The 20,469-nt window shown below is 70.8% G+C and carries 15 protein-coding genes; 6 read left to right on the forward strand and 9 right to left on the reverse strand.

Translation table 11 applies throughout. The annotated features are described in order from the left end of the window. Positions 1-102 precede the first annotated feature (102 nt). Positions 103-1,680: a DEAD/DEAH box helicase gene (locus PYV02_RS05095; protein ID WP_275756827.1), complete on the forward strand. Its 1,578-nt coding sequence runs from the start codon at positions 103-105 to the stop codon at positions 1,678-1,680. Between the two features lie 91 nt (positions 1,681-1,771). Here PYV02_RS05095 and PYV02_RS05100 read toward each other — a convergent pair whose 3' ends face one another. From PYV02_RS05100 to PYV02_RS05130, 7 genes are all read right to left on the reverse strand, one after another. Continuing rightward, a complete protein-coding gene (locus PYV02_RS05100) occupies positions 1,772-2,488 on the reverse strand; it encodes a hypothetical protein (protein ID WP_275756829.1) in 717 nt (238 codons plus the stop codon). After that, positions 2,446-5,328 (reverse strand): ATP-binding protein, encoded by a 2,883-nt coding sequence (locus PYV02_RS05105; protein WP_275756831.1) that lies wholly within the window; start codon positions 5,326-5,328, stop codon positions 2,446-2,448. Before PYV02_RS05105 ends, PYV02_RS05100 begins: the two co-directional genes overlap by 43 nt. Positions 5,329-5,369: 41 nt before the next feature. Then, entirely contained in the window at positions 5,370-6,185 is an 816-nt protein-coding gene (locus tag PYV02_RS05110) for an alpha/beta fold hydrolase (protein ID WP_275756832.1), read from the reverse strand. After that, positions 6,182-7,477: a glycosyltransferase gene (locus tag PYV02_RS05115; protein WP_275756834.1), complete on the reverse strand. Its 1,296-nt coding sequence runs from the start codon at positions 7,475-7,477 to the stop codon at positions 6,182-6,184. Before PYV02_RS05115 ends, PYV02_RS05110 begins: the two co-directional genes overlap by 4 nt. 58 nt (positions 7,478-7,535) lie before the next feature. Next, positions 7,536-9,554: an OmpL47-type beta-barrel domain-containing protein gene (locus PYV02_RS05120; protein WP_275756836.1), complete on the reverse strand. Its 2,019-nt coding sequence runs from the start codon at positions 9,552-9,554 to the stop codon at positions 7,536-7,538. Positions 9,555-9,639: 85 nt separating this feature from the next. Further along, positions 9,640-10,461: an alpha/beta fold hydrolase gene (locus PYV02_RS05125; RefSeq protein ID WP_275756838.1), complete on the reverse strand. Its 822-nt coding sequence runs from the start codon at positions 10,459-10,461 to the stop codon at positions 9,640-9,642. Positions 10,462-10,551: 90 nt separating this feature from the next. Beyond that, positions 10,552-11,091 (reverse strand): NUDIX hydrolase family protein, encoded by a 540-nt coding sequence (locus PYV02_RS05130; protein WP_275756840.1) that lies wholly within the window; start codon positions 11,089-11,091, stop codon positions 10,552-10,554. A gap of 38 nt (positions 11,092-11,129) precedes the next feature. On the opposite strand from PYV02_RS05130, the gene PYV02_RS05135 reads away from it, so the two are divergent. Further along, positions 11,130-11,747, forward strand: coding sequence for an alpha/beta hydrolase (locus PYV02_RS05135; protein ID WP_275756841.1), 618 nt, complete (start codon positions 11,130-11,132; stop codon positions 11,745-11,747). 27 nt (positions 11,748-11,774) lie between these two features. On the opposite strand, the gene PYV02_RS05140 is transcribed toward PYV02_RS05135, so the two are convergent. Continuing rightward, positions 11,775-12,344, reverse strand: coding sequence for a TetR/AcrR family transcriptional regulator (locus PYV02_RS05140; protein WP_275756843.1), 570 nt, complete (start codon positions 12,342-12,344; stop codon positions 11,775-11,777). A gap of 102 nt (positions 12,345-12,446) precedes the next feature. On the opposite strand from PYV02_RS05140, the gene PYV02_RS05145 reads away from it, so the two are divergent. The 4 genes from PYV02_RS05145 to PYV02_RS05160 all read left to right on the forward strand — a co-directional run bounded on the left by PYV02_RS05145 (position 12,447) and on the right by PYV02_RS05160 (position 19,638). Then, on the forward strand, positions 12,447-13,289 hold the full coding sequence (locus PYV02_RS05145; protein ID WP_275756845.1) for an alpha/beta fold hydrolase: 843 nt from the start codon (positions 12,447-12,449) through the stop codon (positions 13,287-13,289). 104 nt (positions 13,290-13,393) lie between these two features. Next, the gene (locus PYV02_RS05150) at positions 13,394-17,998 is read left to right on the forward strand and encodes a DNA glycosylase AlkZ-like family protein (protein WP_275756847.1); all 4,605 of its coding nucleotides are present in this window, start codon (positions 13,394-13,396) and stop codon (positions 17,996-17,998) included. 128 nt (positions 17,999-18,126) lie between these two features. Next, positions 18,127-18,921, forward strand: coding sequence for a DNA-formamidopyrimidine glycosylase family protein (locus PYV02_RS05155; RefSeq protein WP_275756849.1), 795 nt, complete (start codon positions 18,127-18,129; stop codon positions 18,919-18,921). Positions 18,922-19,032: 111 nt separating this feature from the next. Further along, positions 19,033-19,638, forward strand: coding sequence for a hypothetical protein (locus PYV02_RS05160; RefSeq protein WP_275756851.1), 606 nt, complete (start codon positions 19,033-19,035; stop codon positions 19,636-19,638). 10 nt (positions 19,639-19,648) lie between these two features. On the opposite strand, the gene PYV02_RS05165 is transcribed toward PYV02_RS05160, so the two are convergent. Further along, positions 19,649-20,464, reverse strand: coding sequence for an HpcH/HpaI aldolase/citrate lyase family protein (locus PYV02_RS05165; protein WP_275756853.1), 816 nt, complete (start codon positions 20,462-20,464; stop codon positions 19,649-19,651). Positions 20,465-20,469: the final 5 nt, after the last annotated feature.

A 20,469-nucleotide genomic window follows, 5' to 3' on the forward strand; every position in this document is an offset into this window, starting at 1 on the left:
AAACGGTCGAGGCTCGACGATGACTTTCTTCGGCGAACGGATGCGGCCACTGCCGCCTTCGCCATCAGCCGGGCACCGTCTCGGCCTGCTCAGAAAACTCTCATGACCGAAACTTCCTTCGGCGCGCTCGGCGTGCCCGCTCCCCTCGTCACCGTGCTCGCCGCACAGGGCAAGTCGGAGCCGTTCCCCATCCAGCAGGACACCCTGCCCGACACCCTCGCCGGGCGCGACGTGCTCGGCCGCGGCAAGACCGGCTCCGGCAAGACCCTCGCCTTCGCGCTGCCCATGGTGGCTCGACTCGGCGGTGAACTCGCCGGCGGCAAGCGCCGCGCCGGGCGGCCGCTCGGCCTCGTGCTCGCACCGACCCGTGAGCTCGCCACCCAGATCACCGCGGTGATCGAGCCGCTCGCGACCGCCTACGGCCTGAAGACCACCACGATCTACGGCGGCGTCTCGCAGAACCGTCAGGTGGACGCGCTCAAGCAGGGCGTCGACATCGTCGTCGCCTGCCCCGGACGCCTCGAAGACCTCATGAAGCAGGGCTTCGCCCACCTCGACGCGATCGAGATCACCGTGCTCGACGAGGCCGACCACATGGCCGACCTCGGCTTCCTGCCGGTCGTCACGCGCATCATGGACAAGACCCCGCAGACCGGCCAGCGCATGCTGTTCAGCGCCACGCTCGACAACGGCGTGGACAAGCTCGTGCGCCGCTACCTCCACAACGAGGTGCTGCACTCGGTCGACGAGGCCACGTCGCATGTCTCCGCGATGACGCACCACGTGTTCGAGGTCTCGGCCGAGAACAAGCCCGAACTCGTGCGCACGCTCGCCTCGGGTACCGGCCGTCGGATCCTGTTCATGCGCACCAAGCACCACGCGAAGAAGCTGGCCAAGCAGCTGACCGAGTCCGGCATCCCGGCCGTCGACCTGCACGGCAACCTCTCGCAGCCGCAGCGCGACCGCAACCTCGCCGCGTTCTCCTCGGGCGATGCCCGAGTGCTCGTGGCAACGGATGTCGCGGCCCGCGGCGTGCACGTCGACAACGTCGAACTCGTGGTGCACGTCGACCCGCCCATGGAGCACAAGGCCTACCTGCACCGCTCGGGACGCACGGCGCGCGCCGGATCCGAGGGCGATGTCGTCACCGTGATGCTGCCCGCGCAACGCGGCGACACCCAGTCGCTGCTGCGCAAGGCCGCGATCGCGGTCACCCCGCAGCAGGTCACGCCGACCTCCCCGGCGGTCACCGCGCTGGTCGGCGAGGTGGCTGCGTATGTCAAGCCCGCGCCCGTGCAGCCGCGCCAGCAGCAGGGCGGCGGCGGTCGCTCGCAGGGCGCCAATGCGCAGCGCAAGCGTGCCGCCCGCGAGGGCGCGCCCACGTCGGCGCCCCGCCGCGACCGCTCGGGTCGCCCGTCGACAACCGGACGCTCCGGCGCGCCCGCGGGCAACGGCCGCTCGGCGACGGCCGCCGGCTCAGGTCGCGCCGCGGTCACCGGCGAGCGCCGCTCCGCCACGCAGCCGCACGCCCAGTCCTCGCACGCGCAGCCGGCCCGCGCCGAGCAGGCGCCCTCGCGCCCCCGCGGCGGCAACGGCCGGGCCCAGTCCTCGGGCGGCCCGATCCGGGTCGGCCAGATCGTGCGCCCCAATACCTCGGGTGGGCAGCGCCGCGGGCGCTAGTCCCACTCGCGACTCCTGAGTCTGCGCGCCACATCGCGAAGATCTGGCGCGCTCTCTCAGGAGTGCGCGCGGTCTCAGGCACCGCTCGCAGCTAGGCGCACTCCTGCGCGCTAAGCGGCTCGACCGCCACCGCGATGCGCTGCGCCTGCGGCACGAAGTCCGTCGGCGAGACGTCATCGATCCAGAGCAGGAACGGCGCCTCGCCGTTGCGCTCGGCAGGGTTGGCGGCGATCATCGCGACGCCACCGAACTCTTGGCCTCCGCGATCCTCGAGCGGGCGCGGTACCGCCGCGAACGACTCCGTGTTCTGCACATCGGTCTCGGTGATCACCCGCTCGAACTGCCACTGCCCGAACGGGTTGCCGCACACGCGCCCGCTCCAGCGCTCCCCGATCTCGGGCAGATTGTCGTCGAGGTGGGCGACGTACGAGGCATCCGTGAACTTCCAGCCCGCCTCGATGCGCAACGTGACCGAGTCACCGCCGCCCGCGGAATCCGCGCTCAACGTGATGACGTAGGGCGGGGCGATGTCGCGGTCGGCCTGGAAGGTGAAGTAGGTCATCCCGCGATCGTTGTGCTTGCTGAGGGCGCCACCGGTCGCGGTGCCTTCCACGGGGTAGCCGGGCAGCCGCTGCCCCGTGGCATCGGAGACGACGGGGGCGTCGATCTCGAGGATGCCGCCGCGCTCGACCCAGAGCTCGCCGTGCACGTAGTAGTCGATGCGCACTGGCTCATCGGATGACACCACCGCGCACGCGGTGAGCGTCAGCGTGACGAGAACGAGGGAGATGGCGATGAGGCGGCGCATGGTGTCGATGGTGGGCGACCGAGCGTCCCGAGGGACAGAGGCAGATGCCCACAACTTCCCGCGAGCGACGAGCGCCGCCCGGGCGGCAACTGGGCGGCGACCGAGCGCAGCAGCATCCCCGCCTCGTCGAGGGTGAGCCGCGTGCCCTCCCGGTAGGCGGCGTTCCAATCCGCCGTCGTCAGCGCCTGTTTGGCGCGCGTGCGATACGACTCGTGGGCCTCGTCGTTGACCGCGGCGCGAGGAAACCCATAGACCGCGCCGAGGCGATCGACGGCCCCGAACAATCGGGCGCCATCACGTTGGCGCTCGGCCAGCGAGACGGCGATCGCGCCCGCGTGCAAGGCGAGGATGACCGCGAGCACGTCGCCCTGCGGCGCCAGTAGATCGAGGCAGCGCACGAGCTCGTCGATCGCATCCCGCGGGCGGCGGGCCTTGATGAACTCGTGGGAGAGGCTCCACGACGAGGATCCCGCGGCCCACCCGTCGCTCGCGGCGAGCGCGGCGCCGATCGCAGCTTGAAGGTCCGCCATCGTGTTGGCCGGCTTGCGTGCGGAGATGTGACAGATGCTGCGAAACCGGAAGAACTCGCTCACGGCCCATGGCTCGACACCACTCGCGAGGATCGATTCCGCCTCGGTCATGAGCTTCATGCCTGCGGCCACGTCGCGGTCGCACAGCCACATGGCGTTGCAGGCGAGGAAGAGCGCGTGCAAGGTTCTGCTGCCCGAGCGGGCGGCGAGCGGCATTCCGGCGAGCGCGTAGGCCTCGCCCGCGAACTTGTCACCGGAGCGGTAGACGATCATGATCGCGCCCCAGTAGGCGCGCGCGTCGAAGTATGGCGACACCTCGCCCGGCAGGTCGAGCGCCGTGTCGATCCATCGCCAGCCCTCCGAGATCACGCCGCGCATGAACCAGTGCCATGCCTGTCCGCCAGCGAGCCGCACCGAGATCTGCCGGTCGTTTCTGGCGATCGCATTCGAGAGTGCGGCCAGCAGCTCCGCGCGCTCGCTGTCGAAGGCGTCATGGGCCTCGGCACTGTGTGGGCCCCGCACGCGAGGCTCGAGCGTGTCGACGAGGTCGGCGAACCATTGCGAATGCCGCACGCGCCACGCGTCGCGGTCATCGATCGACGGCAGCTGCCGCGCATACAGCTTGACCGACTCCAGCAGACGGTAGCGGCGACCGCGCGCGCCGCCCCCCTCGACGGCGAGCAATGACTTCTGCGCCAGCACCGCGGCCACCTCGCGCACGTTGTCGTCGGGCAACACGCAGATGCCCGCGATCGCATCGAGCGAGACGCTGCCGGCGAAGTTGCCCAGTTGCGCGAGCAGTTCGAGCTCGGCGGGGCGCAGCAATCTCGCACTCCACTCGATCGTGTTGTGCAGGCTGCCGTGCCTGCCCGCGTCGTGCCCCCGCAGGCTCAGCAACTCCTCCGACTCGAGCGAGCGCACCAGTTCGGCGAGGTCCATCACATCGAGTCGCGCCGCCGTGAGTTCGAGGGCGAGCGGCAGCCCGTCGAGCAGTCGCGACAGATGCTGCACGGTGGGCAGCGTCTGCGCGTCCAGCTCGAAGCCGGGCATGGCATCCGCTGCCCGCTCGCTGAACAGGGCGACGGCGTCGTCCGCATCCTCACCGAGCATCGGGGCGACCGGGATGAGACGCTCCCCCGCGATGCGCAGCGGCTCCCTGCTCGTGACGAGCACGCTCAGGCCCGGGCTCGCCGCGAGAAGAGCGGCGATGAGCGAGGCGACGTCTTCGCGCAGGTGTTCCGCGTTGTCGACCACAAGCACGGTGCCCTGCCCGGAGAGTTGTTCGGCGATCGCCTCGATCGTCGTCGTCGTGGCACCGACGAGTTCGCGAAGCGCGGATGCCACCTCCCGCCCACTCGTGTAGCTCGCGAGTTCGAGCAGCCACTGCTCGCCATCGACCGAGCCGATCGTTTCACGCAGCGACTCCACCGCGAGTCGGCTCTTGCCGACACCACCCGGACCGGTGACGGTCACCAGGCGCGACAGACGGCGCGCCTGCGCGATGAGCTCGAGCTGGGCCCGGCGCCCGATGAACTTCGTGATCGGCAGGGGCACACCGTGCTGGGCCTGGCGACCGACCGCCATGGCCGGCAGCACGTCCGGATCCTGTCGGACGATGGACATGCGCAACGCGGCGAGCGCCGGCGAGGGGTCGAGCCCCTGGTCAACGGACAACCGCCGCGAGAACGCGTCGATCACCTCGAGGGCATCCGTCGTGCGCCCCGAGCGCGCCAGCGCGGTGGCGAGCAGGCGGGCCGGCGCTTCGTGGGCCGGGTGCGCCGCCACGAGTGGGGGCAACGCGTGCAGCACCGAGTCGAGCTCACCGTCGGCCAAACGCTGCTCCGCGAGCGCCTCGCAGACCCGGCGCCAGAGGTCGAGCAGTTCGGCCCGCCAACCGTCGGCGAACGGTGCCACGATTCCGCGAAGCGGCTCGCCCGCCCAGAGCGACTCGGCGCGCTCCAGGCCCGCGCGTCGCCTCGTCACCAGTGCCGCCTCCGCGGCGTCGCGAAAGTCGAGCACATCGACGCGAGTGTCCGCGGCGAGGGCGTACCCACCTCGACCGCCCTGAACGTGATCGCCAAGGCCAGCGGAACGCAGCCGGGAGACATTCGCCCGCAGCGTGCCCGCGGCCGTGGGAGGAGGGCTGGACCAGACATCGTGCGACAGTTGCTCGACCGAGATCTGCTCGCCAACGCTCACCGCGAGGCGAGCAACGATTGCCGCTGGCAGGGCGCCGCGCAACGCAACGGGCGATCCGTCCACATGCAGCACGATCCGCCCGAACAGCGTGACGGTGGCTGGCGCGGACACCCGCCCATTCTGGCTGACGACCGAACTCACCTGCGCGAGCGTCATCCCGCCAGCTCCTCCCAGAACGCGACGATCTCGCGAGCGAGAGCCGCAGGCTGCTCGAGGGGCACGAGCGTGCGCGACCAGGAGACCGTCGTCGAGCGAGCGCCGGCACGCTGGCCGGCGATCGCCTTCGCGAGTGCCGGGGTCCACTCACCACGGTCATCGCTCGCGATGAAGAGCGCGGGCGCGCTGCCGGCGCACAGGACCGTCCTGAGGTCACGGCGGCGAAGCACGAACGACGCGAACGTCGTCGAGAGGCTGCGTTTGCTCTGTCGATGCATGGAGTCGTGGATGACGGCGAGCGCATCCGGGTCGGCGGCGCGACTGTAGTCGGTCAGCTGCGCCTCGGCCACGAGCGCGATGAGGAAGGGCGCGGGGCCGGCGGCGCGCAGCACCGGGCGCAGCATCCGGAGCTTCCTCTTCTGGCGCGGGGTGAGGCACTCGGACGGCGCGCTGATGGCGACCAGACTGCCGATCCGACCGGGGTGGGCCGCGTCGAGCTCGTAGCCGACGTGCCCGCCCCAGGCGTTGCCCACCCAGTCGACAGGTTCCGTGATGCCGAGGCCGTCGAGCAGATCGACCGCGGCATCCGCACAGTGCTTCATCGTCGTGACTCGAACGAGTTCGTCGGATGCCCCGTAGCCGGGGCCATCGACGACCACGAGCCGGCGGTGACGTGAGAGCGGCTCGATCATGCGCGACCAGCTCGAGGAGTCGACGAACATGCCGTGCCACAGCACCGCGATGGCGCCCTGACCGTACTCGCGAACGGCAAGCCTGCCCAGTCTCGTCTGCACAAGCCGCGGTGTGGTCACGAGCGGACGTTCTCCGCGGAGAGTCGGTCGACGATCGCGAGGATGCCCTCAACCCCCGGAGCGCGTGCGATCGAGGCACCGATGCGGTTCGCTGCGTCGCGGAAGGAGTTGTCCGCCAGCACGCGACGCACGCCCGCGGCCACGGCGGTGTCGCTCGGACGATTGGTGCGCAGGTTCACCCCGACTCCCGACCACTCGACGCGGGCGCTGACCTCGATCTTGTCCTCGGTCGCACCCGCGACGACGAGGGGAACACCGTGCGTGAGCGCGAAGTGCACCCCGCCGTATCCGCCGTTCGTCACCATCACATCGACGCGAGGCAGGAGCTCGTCGTAGGGCAGGTACTCCGCCAGTCGAACGTTCGCCGGGACGCGTTCGGGCACCGACGAGATCGGACGACCGCCCGTCGACACGACCACGATCACGTCGTCGCCCGCGAGACCGCGCATGGTGGGCAGGATCAGCTCTTCGTAGTCCTGATTCGCGACCGTGCCCTGACTGACGTGGACGACCGGGCGTGAACCATCGAGCTCGCCCCACCACTCGGGCAGGGCCCCCGCGTTCGGCGCCGACGTGGAGACCGGTCCGACGAAGTGCACCATGTCGGGCAGGTCGGAACGCGGATACTCGAACTCCGGAACCGTGAACTGCACGATGGCATCCGCGAGGCTCGGCCAGTTGAGGAAGAAGCCGGGCATGTGCTTGCCGGTGATGGCCAGCATCTGCTCGTCAGCGAACTTCTGCACCGGGGCGAAGATGATCTTCTCGGCGACGAAGGTGTTGAAGCTGTCCCGCAGCCGGCCGACCGGACCAGGCATGGGTTTGAGCCCGAGGCCGAACGGTGCGGTGTCGCGACTCTTGATGCCGAGCGGAATGATGCCCAGGTTCACGATCGGAGGACGCTCAGCGCGTGGGGTGACGAGCAACGAGAGGATGCCCGTGAACATCGATTCCGTCATGATGAGATCGGTCGGTGCCGTCAGCGCTCCGCGAAGAGCAGCGGCCTGGGCGCGCATCGGCCTCAGGAATATCTCGATCATGTCGTATCGGATGCCGGCCGGCCCGGTCAGGCCGACGCGCCGGGGGAACGCGGTATCCATCGAACGATCGTCGTAGTCGGCGGCGTCGGGAAGCGGCAAGAATCGTGCACCGGCCGCCTCGACCGCGTCGCGGTAGCGCTGGCCGGTGAGAAACCGCACCTCGTGGCCCGCCGCGACAAGGGTGCGAGTGACGGCGAGCAAGGGGGTGACGTGCCCGTGCACGGGGGTGCTGCAGATGAGGATCGAAGACATTGGGTGCTTTCTGTTGGGGGCCGCCCGGCGGAGTCGCCAGGCGGCCCGTTGAGAGGGGTCAGCGGCGCACGCGCGCCACGGCCAGGAAGGAGGCACCGGCAGCCATGAGTCCGCCGATCAGCAGCAGGGGTGCCCAGATCTCGACGCCCGTGGATGCGAGGCCGAAGGTCGGCGCCTGGTTGCCCGCGACGACCGTGTACTCGAGCGAACGGGTCGTGCGGTTGCCCGCCTCGTCGATCGCTTCGAAGTCGATCGTGTGCTGCCCGAGCGTCTCGGTCGGCAGCACCGAACCGGCCACATCGACGGCCTCACAGCTCGCGACTCCCGAGAGCGCGTCGGCGCACTCGAAGGCGAGATCGACGACCTCACCCTGCGTGAACGTCTTCGTCGCGACGAGCGAGGCCACCTGGTTGCCGGGCTTCGAAATGTCGATCGTCGGCGCCGTGCGGTCGATGCCGACCGTGTAGTGCTGCGGCGCGGAGCTGTTGCCGGCTGCGTCGATCGCGTAGGTCGTGAAGACCGTCTCACCCTCGGCGGTCACCGTGTACTCGAAGGACGCGCCATCCACGAACCGACCGCTGATCGGCTCGGCGCCGTCGGCCTGCACCCACAGTTGCGCCACGCCGCTGACATCATCGGTCGCCCTGAGCGTCACCGTGACATCGCCGCGCGACACCCAGCCGCTCGCGGTCGACTGAACGTTCACCTGCGGTGCAGTGGTGTCGTCGGCGACCGTGTAGTTCCAGGTGGTCGTCGTGCTGTTGCCCGCGACGTCGGTGTTGGTGAGCGTGAAGGAGTGATCGCCCTCGACATCGGTGGGCAGCAGGCTGCCGGATGCCCCGTTGCTCGACGCGCACGATGCGACGCCCGAGAGGGCATCCGCGCAGTCGTAGTGCAACTCGTAGACCTCGCCGACCGTGAAGTGGCCCGGGAAGCCGCTGACGGTCGCCCCCGAGACCTCCTTGTCGACCCGGTGCACGTACTCGATCGGTTCGCTCACGTTGCCGAGCGAGTCGGTGGCGCGGAACTGGTTGGTGTGGATGCCGCTGGCGAAGAACTGGAAGGACGCCCTGACCTCCGACTCACCACTTGGGTTCGCGGCCGCGGTGACCCACGGGCCCCATCCACCAGCCGCGAGCGCGGGACGATACTCGAACGACTGGATGGGGTTGGCATCCGTGGCGACGAAGTCCACCTCGACCGCCTTGTTCCACCAGCCAGACGCGGGAACGGTCTCGCTCGGCTCGACGGTCACGACCGGGGCGGTGGTGTCGGGCTCCAACGCGGGGAGCACGGTGTAGTTGACGTGGGGCTGCGCGCCGTTCGTCGAGTTGTCGTTGCCGCCGAAGTACATGATCCACTCGCCGACCTTGTCGAGCGTGTAGGTCTCACCAGACACGACAGGCCTCCCCGGCTCCTCGTACGGGAACGCCGCGCACACGTTGACGCCGCTCAACGCGTCGGTGCAGCTGAAGTCGAACGTGATCTGATCGCCGACGCGGTAGACGTCGCCCTCCTTGGGCGAGTTGATGGAGAACACGGGGCCTTCGCTGTCGATGCGCAGGGTGTACTCCTCCACTGCGACGAACTCGGCCGAGTCGGTCACCGTGACCTGAAGGGTCGTGACTCCTTCCCCGGTGATCGAGATGGTCGCGGGCGACGAGCCCTTCGAACCGGATCCGGTGGTGGCACCGCTGAGGGTCCACTCGATGCTGACGATGCTTCCCTGGCCGACGGTCGCGCCGACCTGCACCGCGAACGGCTCATGGTGCCATCCGTTGTAGCCCGCGGGGATCGAGGGCTCGTGGAGTGTGACCGTGGGGCCCTCGGGGTCTTGCGGGTCGCCGGTTGAGGCGAGGCCCTCGGGTTCGGGCAGGGAGGCCTCGACGGGTGCCTCGAGAGCCTCGGCGACCGGAAGGGTCTCATCGACCGCGGTCTGTGCGACCTCGACGGTCTCGGGGGTTTCGGGCTCGCCGGTCGCGTAGGCGGCACCGACGGTGGTGGCAATGGTGATGGGTACCAGTGCGGCCACGGCGATCGCGGCGCGCGCCCATCTGGATGCGTTCTTGGTTGTCATGCGATCCACACTGACGAACCGCCGCGCCGCATCCGCTCGCGGGGAGGGGCTCACAACGTCCGCGCAACGTTGCCTGTCGCGGCGCTTACAGCTCGGCCCAGAACTCCAGGATGACCTCCGCGAGCTCCGCCGGCCTCTCGGCGGGAACCACCACGCGCGACCCGGCGATGATCGCCGTGCGGCTGTGCGGAACGAGTGCCGCCGCGGCATCCATGGCTTCGGGCGTCCACTCCGGACGGTCATCGCCGGTCACGAAGAGGGTGGGCGCGGAGATGCTCGAGAGGGATGCGGTGACATCCAGCCGTCGGATGATGAACGACTCGACCGTGTTCGCGAGGCTGCGCTTGCTCGCGCGCGACAGCGCCCCCGTGACCGACCTCGCAATCTCGGGATTCGCGCGGTTCTCGTCGGTGAACTGATTCTCGAGGATCGCCGATCGCACGGGCCCGACGGGCCCGAGCACGCGCAGCAGGGCCGTCAGGAAGCGCACCTTACGGCTCAGCGCAGCATCGATGGGCTGCGTGGGTGAGCTGATCGCAATGAGGCTCGCCACGAGTGCGGGGCGACTCGACGCGAGCGCCATTCCGGTGTGGCCGCCCCACGCGTTGCCCACCCAGTCGACCGGCTCGCGGATGCCGAGGCCGCGCAGCAGCTCTGCTGCTGCCTCCGCGCCCTCCTCGATCGAACTGATGGTCTCGAGCTCGTCGCTGGCCCCATAGCCGGGACCGTCGACGATGTAGAGGGTGCGTTCGGCGGCGAGCGCGGGAATCAGGCCGTCCCAGCTCGCGCCGTCGACGAACATGCTGTGCCACAGGATCGCGGCGGGGCCAGTGCCGACGATTCGCACCGAAATGTTGCCCAGGCGGGTCGGAATGAGTTGGGTTTGGATCGGAAGCGAGACAGTCATGCTGATCAGCTTCGGTGCCGGGGTGACAACCCGGACGCGCGGAACGCCGGCAACAACGTCCCTGCAACGTGCGACCCGGGCCGACGCAAACTACGGCAGCACGCCCACCGAGGCGAGCGCCGCCCGCAGCAGCGACCCGCGGCCACCCTCCATGTCGGCGGTGACGGACTCGGATGCGGCCTCCGCCGGGCGCAGCCACGTGACTTCCAGCGCGTCCTGGCGCGGCTCGCAGGTGCCCGTGATCGGCACGACGTAGGCGAGCGACACGGCGTGCTGGCGGGCATCCATGAACTGGCTCGATCCGGGCCAGGGGAAGTACTCGGCGACCGAGAACGGCACCGGTGAGGCCGGCAGTAGCGGGAACGCCATCGGGCCGAGGTCCTTCTCCAGGTGGCGGAACAGCGCGTCACGGAGTGTCTCGCCGTAGAGCACGCGTCCGGAGACGAGCGTGCGGGTGATCTCGCCGTCGTTCGCACGCAGCAGCATCCCGACCTCGGTGACCTTGCCGAGGCCGTCGACGCGCACCGGCACCGCCTCGACGTAGAGCAGCGGGATGCGCTTTCGCGTCTCCGCGAGCTCGTCGTCTGAGAGCCAGCTCGACTGCGGATCGGGGGTGCCCACGGTGCTCATGCTCCATTCTGACCTACGGATGGTGCTTGACTTGGCGAATGCAGCTCGACGAGTCCGCGATCCTCTGGTCCTCCCCCGAGCGCGAGCGCGCCGGGCGTCCCCTGCTGGTGCTCATGCACGGGCTCGGCTCCCACGAGGGCGATCTCTTCGGCATGGCGCCCGGCCTCCCGCTCGGGCCCGTCATCGCCTCGCTGCGGGCACCGCTGCCGGAGAGCGGCGGTTGGGCCTGGTTCCCGCGCACCACCCCCGGCAGTCCCGAGCCGACCGGCGTCGACGAGGCCGCCGTCGCGGTGCTCACCTGGCTGGACACCCTCGAGTACACCAGCGTCTCGCTGCTCGGGTTCTCGCAGGGCGGGGCGATGGCGTTGCAGCTGCTGCGCCACGCGCCCCAGCGGTTCACCGCCGCGGTGAATCTCTCCGGGTTCCTCGCGCCCGGCGAGCTGCCCGGCGATGCGGAGCTCGCCCAGCGCCGTCCGCCGGTGTTCTGGGGTCGCGGCACGGCCGACCCGATCATCCCGGATGCCGCGATCGAACGCACCGAGGCGTGGCTGCCCGCGCACGCCGACGCCACCATCCGCATCTACGAGGGACTGGGGCACTCCGTCTCCACGCAGGAGCTGGGCGACCTGGTCGCGTTCCTGCACGCCCACCCGTAACCCCTGCGGCGAGCGGTCGCTCAGACCCTATGCGGCGACGGGCCTCAGCGCCGCGGCGATCAGGGTCTCCGCGGCCCGTCGGGCGTGGGCGGCCGAGTGCGAGTCCGGCAGGATCGCCGCCGAACTCTGGGCGCCCTCCGCGAGCAGCGCGAGCTGCGGAGCGAGTGCTGCTGGGGCGCCCGCCTGCGCCACGAGCTCGCCGACGTAGTCGAAGAACGCCTGCTTGTGCTCGCGTGCGAGCTCGGCGACGACCGGCGAGGTGCCTCCGAGTTCGCCGAACGAGTTGATGAACGCGCAGCCGCGGAAGTCGTCTTCGTCGAACCACTGCTCGAGGAAGTCGTAGACGGCCAGCAGCCGGCCCTGCGGGTCCGGCACCGCGGCGACCGCGGCGGTCAGCCGCTGCGTCCAACTGCGCTGGCGGCGACGGAGCACCTCGGCGACGATCGACTCCTTCGAGGGGAACTGCGCATACATCCGCTTCAGCGGCACCCCGGCGTCCGCGCGCAGCTGGTCCATCGTCACGGCCTGGATGCCGCGCGAGTAGAACAGCCGCTCCGCGGCCTCGAGCACGCGCTCACGGGTGGTCTGGTCATCCATTCCGGCTCCTGGTGATGGGGGACTTGCGCTGAGAACGTCCGTTCTCTAGTGTAGGCCACAGAGATCGAGAACGCACGTTCTCACGATGAACAGGAGTCAATGATGGGATACGTCACCGTCGGCCAGGAGAACTCGACCGACATCCAGCTGTACTTCGAGGACCATGGCGCGGGGCGTCCAGTGGTGCTCATCCACGGGTATCCGCTCGACGGTCGCTCCTGGGAGCGCCAGACCGCAGCACTGCTCGACGCCGGGTACCGGGTGATCGCCTACGACCGCCGCGGATTCGGCAAGTCCAGCCAGCCGTCGACGGGATACGACTACGACACCTTCGCCGCGGACCTGAACGCGCTGCTGACGCAGCTCGACCTCAGCGATGCGACGCTGGTCGGCTTCTCGATGGGCACCGGCGAGGTCGCCCGGTACGTGGCGAACTATGGGACCGAGAGGCTCAGCAAGCTCGCCTTCCTGGCCTCGCTCGAGCCGTTCCTCGTGCACGGCGACGACAACCCGACCGGCGTGCCGTCATCGGTGTTCGAGGGGATCGAGGCCACCGCGAAGGCGGACCGTTTCGCCTGGTTCACGCAGTTCTACCAGGACTTCTACAACCTCGACGAGAACCTCGGCACCCGCATCAGCCAGGAGGCCGTGACGAACAGCTGGAACGTGGCCACCGGCAGTGCACCCATCGCCGCGTCCGCGGTCGTGTCGAGCTGGATCGAGGACTTCCGCGGTGACGTGCAGAAGGTGAAGGAGTCGGGGCTGCCGGTGCTCATCGCCCACGGCACCGCCGACCGCATCCTGCCGATCGACTCGACCGGACGCCCGTTCTCGGCACTGCTGGACGGCGCGCGGTACGTCGAGATCGACGGCGCCCCGCACGGCATGCTGTGGACGCACGCCGCCGAGATCAACGACGCGCTGCTCGGCTTCCTCAAGGGCTGACCTGCGCACCGATCGCCCGCCCGCCGCGTCCAGGTACCCGGCGCGGCGGGCATCGTCGCGTGCGATCCCTGCGCGCTGACAGCCGTGCGGGGGAGGATGGAGCCATGGTGCTCGAACGCTTCTCCCCCGCGACGCGGGAGTGGTTCACGGGCGCCTTCCCCGCCCCGACGCCCGCGCAGTTGGGCGCGTGGGATGCGGTCTCGTCCGGTTCGCACGCGCTCGTGGTCGCACCCACCGGATCGGGCAAGACGCTCGCGGCGTTCCTGTGGTCGATCGACCGTCTCATCACCGCTGCCGGCGAGGGCACGCGAGTGCTCTACATCTCGCCCCTGAAGGCGCTCGGCGTCGACGTGGAGCGCAACCTGCGCGCACCACTGGTCGGCGTGACCCAGACGGCGAAACGCCTGGGCCTGCCCGCACCGAACGTCACCGTCGGGGTGCGCTCGGGCGACACCACCCCCGCGGACCGCAGGCTGCTCGCGCGAACGCCGCCCGACATCCTGATCACCACCCCCGAGTCCCTCTACCTCATGCTCACCTCCGCGGCCCGCGAGACGCTCGCCGGCGTCGAGACGGTGATCATCGACGAGGTGCACGCCGTCGCCGCGAGCAAACGCGGCGCCCACCTCGCGGTCTCCCTCGAGCGCCTGGATGCCCTGCTGCCGAAACCCGCACAGCGCATCGGTCTCTCCGCCACCGTGCGGCCGCTGGAGGAAGTGGCACGCTTCCTCGGCGGACGGGCGCCCGTGACGATCGTGCAACCGCCCGCCGCGAAGACCTTCGACCTCTCGGTCGTCGTCCCGGTGGAGGACATGTCCGAACCCGGCGTCTTCGCCCGGCCCGACGGCTACACGCCGGTCGATGCCCCGCCGAGCGGCATGGCGCCGGAGGCCACCGGCTCGATCTGGCCGCACGTCGAGGAGCGCATCGTCGACGAGATCCTCGCGCACCGCTCGACGATCGTCTTCGCCAACTCCCGCCGTCTCGCCGAGCGCCTCACCGCCCGCCTCAACGAGATCGTGGAGGAACGCCTCACCGGCGTCGCCCCCGAACGCCTCCCGGCCCAGATGATGGCCCAAGCCGGCTCCACCCGCCGCAGCACGTCGAGCAGGAGCGGGGATGTCGACCAGGTCGCGCGGGGTTCGGCGGGCATCCATGGGCGGCGCGAGCTGGTCGACATCCCCGCGACCCCAGCCCCCGCCGCCCCCGCCCTACTCGCCCGCGCCCACCACGGCTCGGTCAGCAAGGAGCAGCGCGCCACGATCGAGGACGATCTCAAGTCCGGCCGCCTCCGCTGCGTGGTCGCCACGAGTTCGCTGGAGCTCGGCATCGACATGGGGGCGGTCGATCTCGTGATCCAGGTCGAGTCGCCACCGTCCGTGGCATCCGGACTGCAGCGCATCGGGCGTGCCGGGCACCAGGTGGGCGAGATCTCGAAGGGGATGCTGTTCCCCAAGCACCGCACCGACCTGCTGCACTCGACCGTCGTCGCCGAGCGGATGCTGGCCGGGCAGATCGAGGCGATCGCGATCCCCGCGAACCCGCTCGACATCCTCGCCCAGCAGACCATCGCCGCGTGCGCGCTCGGACCGATCGACGTCGAGGAGTGGTTCGACACGGTGCGCCGCAGTGCGCCGTTCGCGACCCTGCCGCGTTCGGCGTTCGAGGCGACCCTCGACCTCGTCAGCGGCCTCTACCCGAGCGACGAGTTCGCGGAGCTGCGCCCGCGGGTGGTCTGGGACCGCGTGGCCGGCACGATCGCGGGACGACCCGGTGCGCAGCGCCTGGCCGTGACCTCCGGCGGCACCATCCCGGATCGGGGGCTGTTCGGGGTCTTCATGGTGGGCGGCGAGGGCCCGGGGCGCCGGGTGGGCGAGCTCGACGAGGAGATGGTCTACGAGTCGCGGGTCGGCGACGTGTTCGCGCTCGGCACGACGAGTTGGCGCATCGAGGAGATCACGCACGATCAGGTGCTGGTGAGTCCCGCCTTCGGGCAGCCCGGCAAGGTGCCGTTCTGGAAGGGCGACGGACTGGGGCGGCCGGCGGAGCTCGGGGAGGCGATCGGGGGGTTCACGCGAGCGCTCTCGACGGGCTCGATCACCGATTCGAGCGCGAGGCTGGCCGCCATCGGTCTCGACGAGCGCGCCGCGAACAATCTGGTCGCCCTCGTGAAGGAGCAGCGGCAGGCCACCGGGCAGGTGCCCACCGACACGGTGCTCGTCGTCGAGCGCTTCCGCGACGAGCTCGGCGACTGGCGGCTCGTGCTGCACTCCCCGTACGGGATGCCCGTGCACGCGCCCTGGGCGCTCGCGGTGAGCGCGCGGGTGCGCGACCGCCTCGGGGTGGACGGCGCCGCGATGGCCGGTGACGACGGCATCGTCGTGCGCATCCCCGACACCGACGCCGAACCGCCGGGAGCCGACCTCTTCGCGTTCGAGCGCGCCGAGCTCGAGGAGATCGTCACGGAGGAGGTCGGTGGCTCCGCGCTGTTCGCGGCGAGGTTCCGGGAGTGCGCGGCGCGCGCACTGCTGCTGCCGCGGCGAGACCCGGGGCGCCGTTCCCCGCTGTGGCAGCAGCGGCAGCGGGCATCCCAGCTGCTGGACGTGGCCCGGCGCTACCCGAGCTTTCCGATCGTGCTGGAGACGGTGCGCGAGGTGCTGCAAGACGTCTACGACCTGCCCGCCCTCGGTGCGCTCACGACGCGGATCGAGCAGCGCAAGGTGCGCATGGTCGAGGTGGAGACCGAGGTGCCGTCGCCCTTCGCGCGCTCGCTGCTGTTCGGCTACGTCGCGGCCTTCATGTACGAGGGCGACTCGCCGTTGGCCGAGCGTCGGGCGGCCGCGCTCTCGCTCGACCCGACGCTGCTGGCCGAGTTGCTCGGCCGCGCGGAGCTGCGGGAGCTGCTCGACCCCGCTGTGATCGAGCAGACCGAGGCCGAGTTGCAGCGGCTGACCCCCGAGCGCCGCGCCCGCGACGCCGAGGGGTTGGTGGATGTGCTGCGGATGCTCGGGCCGCTGACCCTCGAGGAACTCGCCGCGCGCAGCATCCCCGCGCCCTCGGCATGGGTGGAGGGGCTGGCGCGGGATGGGCGCGTGCTGCCGGCGACGATCGCCGGCGAGGCGCGATGGGCCGTGATCGAGGATGCCGCGCGCCTGCGCGATGCCCTCGGCGTGCCGCTGCCGATCGGTGTGCCCGCGGCGTTCATCGAGCCCGTCGACGACCCGCTCGGCGACCTCGTGTCGCGGTACGCCCGCACGCACGGTCCGTTCACGGCACAGGATGTCGCGTCCCGCTTCGGTCTCGGCAGCGCCGTCGTCACCGACGCCCTGCGCCGCCTCGCCGCCGACCGGCGCGTCGTGGACGGGGAGTTCCGCCCCGGCGCTTCCGGCACGGAGTGGTGCTCGGTCGAGGTGCTGCGGCGGCTGCGGGCGCGGTCGCTCGCGGCGCTGCGCTCGGAGGTCGAGCCGGTCGAGCAGTCAGCGCTCGGTCGATTCCTGCCGTCGTGGCAACATGTCGGCGGCGCGCTGCGCGGTCTGGACGGCGTGCTGCAGGTGATCGATCAGCTCGCGGGGGTGTCGCTGCCGGCCTCGACCTGGGAGTCGCTCGTGCTGCCGGCCCGCGTACCGGACTACTCACCCGCCTGGCTCGACGAGCTCACGACGAGCGGAGACGTGGTGTGGTCGGGCAACGGCACGCTGCCCGGTTCCGATGGCTGGCTGGGCCTGCACCTGGCCCCGACCGCGCCGCTGACCCTGCCGGAGCCGAGCGGCGCCGAGACCACGGAACTGCAGCGCAGCATCCTCGCCGCCCTCGCCGGCGGGGGCGCCTACTTCTTCCGCCAACTGCAGCAGGCGGTGGGCGAGCCGGATGATGCGGCCCTCGTCACCGCGCTCTGGGAGCTGGTCTGGGCCGGGCTCGTCACCAACGACACGCTCTCGCCGCTGCGCGCCTGGCTCGGCGGACCGGCGAGCACGCGACGCGCGCCGAGGCCGCGTTCATACCGCGGACGGTCGCTCTCGGTCGCGGTCTCCGGCCCGCCGACCGTGGCCGGGCGCTGGTCGCTGCTGCCGCTCGCGGAGCCCGACCCGACGATCCGCGCGAAGACGACAGCGGAGCTGCTGCTGGAGCGGCACGGGGTGGTCACACGCGGCGCGGTCGTGAGCGAGGGCATCCGCGGCGGCTTCGCACTGACCTACAAGGTGCTCAGCGGGTTCGAGGAGCAGGGCCGCGCCAGACGCGGCTACTTCGTCGAGGGACTCGGCGCCGCGCAGTTCGCGACCGGTGCGACCGTCGACCGGCTGCGCGCCTTCGCGCGCGACCCCGACTCCGTGCCCGAACTGCGCGCGATCGTGCTCGCGGCGACCGACCCGGCGAACCCGTACGGCGCGGCGCTGAGCTGGCCGCAACTCGACGACGTCGCCGCGAAGGGCCACCGGCCGGGTCGCAAGGCCGGCGCGATCGTGGCGATCGTGGACGGTGGCCTCGCCCTCTACGTGGAGCGCGGCGGCAAGAGCGTGCTGACGTTCACGGCTGACCCGGACGTGCTGCGCGCCGCGACCCTCGAGCTCGCCTCGGTGGTGCGCGCTCGCATCGGCAGGATGCGCATCGAGCGCGTCGACGGCGAGTTCGCGGTCGGCACCGCGCTGGGTGCGCTCCTGGTGGAGGCGGGTTTCGCGGCGACGCCGCAGGGGTTGCGGTTGCGGGGATGATCAGGGGCGTCCGGGCCCCGGATTCACGGTCTCAGCGTCGGGTCGACCCGCTACCGTGAGGCACAGCATCCGTCATCGAAGGAGTCCAGCGATGCACCCGTCCGCGCCACCCGCACCACCGTGGGCCGATGCCCGAGGGTGACACCGTCTACCGCGAGGCGGTGCAACTGCATGCCGCCCTCGCCGGCTCGACGCTCACGCGCTGCGACCTTCGGGTTCCCGCCTTCGCCACCGTGGATCTCAGCGGGCAGACGGTGCACGAGGTCGTCAGCCGCGGCAAGCACCTGCTCATCCGGGTCGGGGATGCCACGATCCACAGCCACCTCAAGATGGAAGGCTCTTGGCACGTCTACCCGAACGGCACGCGCTGGCGCCGACCGGAGTTCACGGCGCGCGCGATCCTGACGAACGAGCGGTTCACCGCGGTCGGCTTCGAGCTCGGGCTGCTCGAGGTCGTGCCCACCGCGGCGGAATCGGAGGTCGTCGGCCATCTCGGGCCCGACCTGCTCGGCCCGGACTGGGATCCGGATGCCGCACTCGCGAACCTCGTGCGCGATCCGCAGCGCGCCGTCGGCCTCACCCTGCTCGACCAGCGGGTCATGGCCGGGCTCGGCAACGTCTACCGGTCGGAGCTGTGCTTTCTGCGCGGCATCCCGCCAACCATGGCCGTGGGCGACGTGCGCGAGCCGGCGAAGCTCATCGAGCTGGCCCAGCGCCTGATCGCCGCGAACCGGGATCGCCCCGAACGCACGACGACGGGCAACCTGTTCCGCGATCGACTGTGGGTCTACGGCCGCGGAGAACAGCCCTGTCGACGGTGCGGCACTCGCATCGAACACGGCCGACTCGGCGACGACGAACTGCAACTGCGCGACGTGTGGTGGTGCCCGAGCTGTCAGCCGACGTTCTCGATCACCGGCTGATTCGACTCCGACACGGCTCGACGCCCGCGCGGTGGGTCAGACGGTGGCCCTGGGGAGCACTCCCCATGCGCCGGGGCGCGAGGGCGGGTACGCCTTCGCTAGGGTTACCGCATGACTGACTCGATCGTTCCACCGCCGTCCGAGAACGTGTCGCGCGGACTGCTGTTCTCCCTCGGGTCGATCGTCGTGGGCATCGCCGGCTTCACCGTGCTTTCCGGCGTCATCGGCATCTACGGCACCATCACCGGCATCGTGGCCGTCGCGATTCCGCTGGTCTCCGCCTGGCTGTACACGAAGGGCGCCGGCGCCCCCGTCAAGAACGGACGCTGGCCCTGGATCGCGATCACCGCGTTCGCCGTCGTCGTCGGAGCGGTCACGAGCCTCGTCGCTGGCGCGTTCGCCGCGTTCACCAGCGTCGGTGGCGATGGCGGGTTCTTCGCGCCCGCCTTCTGGCGCACGGTCGGCAACCTGGCCGCCAAGCCGGACTTCCTGCTCCCGATCCTCATCACGCTTGCCGCCGGTGGATTCGGCATCTACCTGGGTCTGCGCGGGCCGCGCACGACGAGCGCCGTCGACGCCGCGAACCCGAACCGCATTCCGCCGACGGCGATGCCGGATGCCCCGACCCAGGCCACCCCGCCGGAAGCCGCCGCGCCCGCCGTCCCGTCGCCGGGCGTGATGCTCAACGGCAAGCCGCTGGACGAGAAGAAGCGATAGCGCTGCGCCCTCACCGTTCCGTTCGACGCCCCAGGATCGCCCGGGCCTGACGCAGCACCGGCTCATCGATCATCGCGCCGCGGAACGCGAAGGCGCCCGGAGCGCCCTCGGCGGCCGCGAGCAGCTCGGCGGCCCAGCGCACCTGCGCGTCCGTCGGTCGGTAGGCCGCTCTGATCGTCTCGACCTGCGAGGGATGGATGCACGCGGTCGCCGCGAACCCGAGGGCCGCTGCGTCGGCGGCCTCCTCCGCGAGCCCCGCGAGGTCCGGGATGTCGACGTGCACCGCGTCGATCGCCGCCGCGCCACCGGCCGCGGCAGCGAGCGCGATCATCGAGCGCGCCTGGCGGGGCACATCCCGGTAGCGGCCGTCCGGCGCGCGACTGGACGTGCCGCCGAGCGAGACGACCAGGTCTTCCGCTCCCCACATCAGCGCGACGACGTTCGCCTCGGCCGCGAGCGCGCCGGCCGCCAGCACGCCGGCCGCCGTCTCGCACAGCGCGATGACGTCGTAGTCCGCCAGCCGGGCGAGATCGGCGGGGTCGGCGGCCTTGGGCAGCATGACGGTGCGGAAATCCGTGGTGGCGAGCGCCGCGACATCCGCATCGTGATGGGCCGATGCCGCGCCGTTGACGCGCACGATAACCCGAGCCGGGTCGAGGTCCGCCGTGACGAGGGCTTCGCGAGCGGTCGACTTGGCATCGTCGGCGACCGCGTCCTCCAGGTCGAGAATCAGCGCGTCCGCGCGCTCGAGCGCCTTCGCGAAGCGATCGGGACGGTCCGCCGGGCAGAACAGCAGGGCGGGTCCGAGGTCGAACGATCGCGTCACACCCG

The sequence above is a fragment of the Antiquaquibacter metalliresistens genome, from assembly GCF_029211225.1.
GTDB lineage: Bacteria > Actinomycetota > Actinomycetes > Actinomycetales > Microbacteriaceae > Rhodoglobus > Rhodoglobus metalliresistens.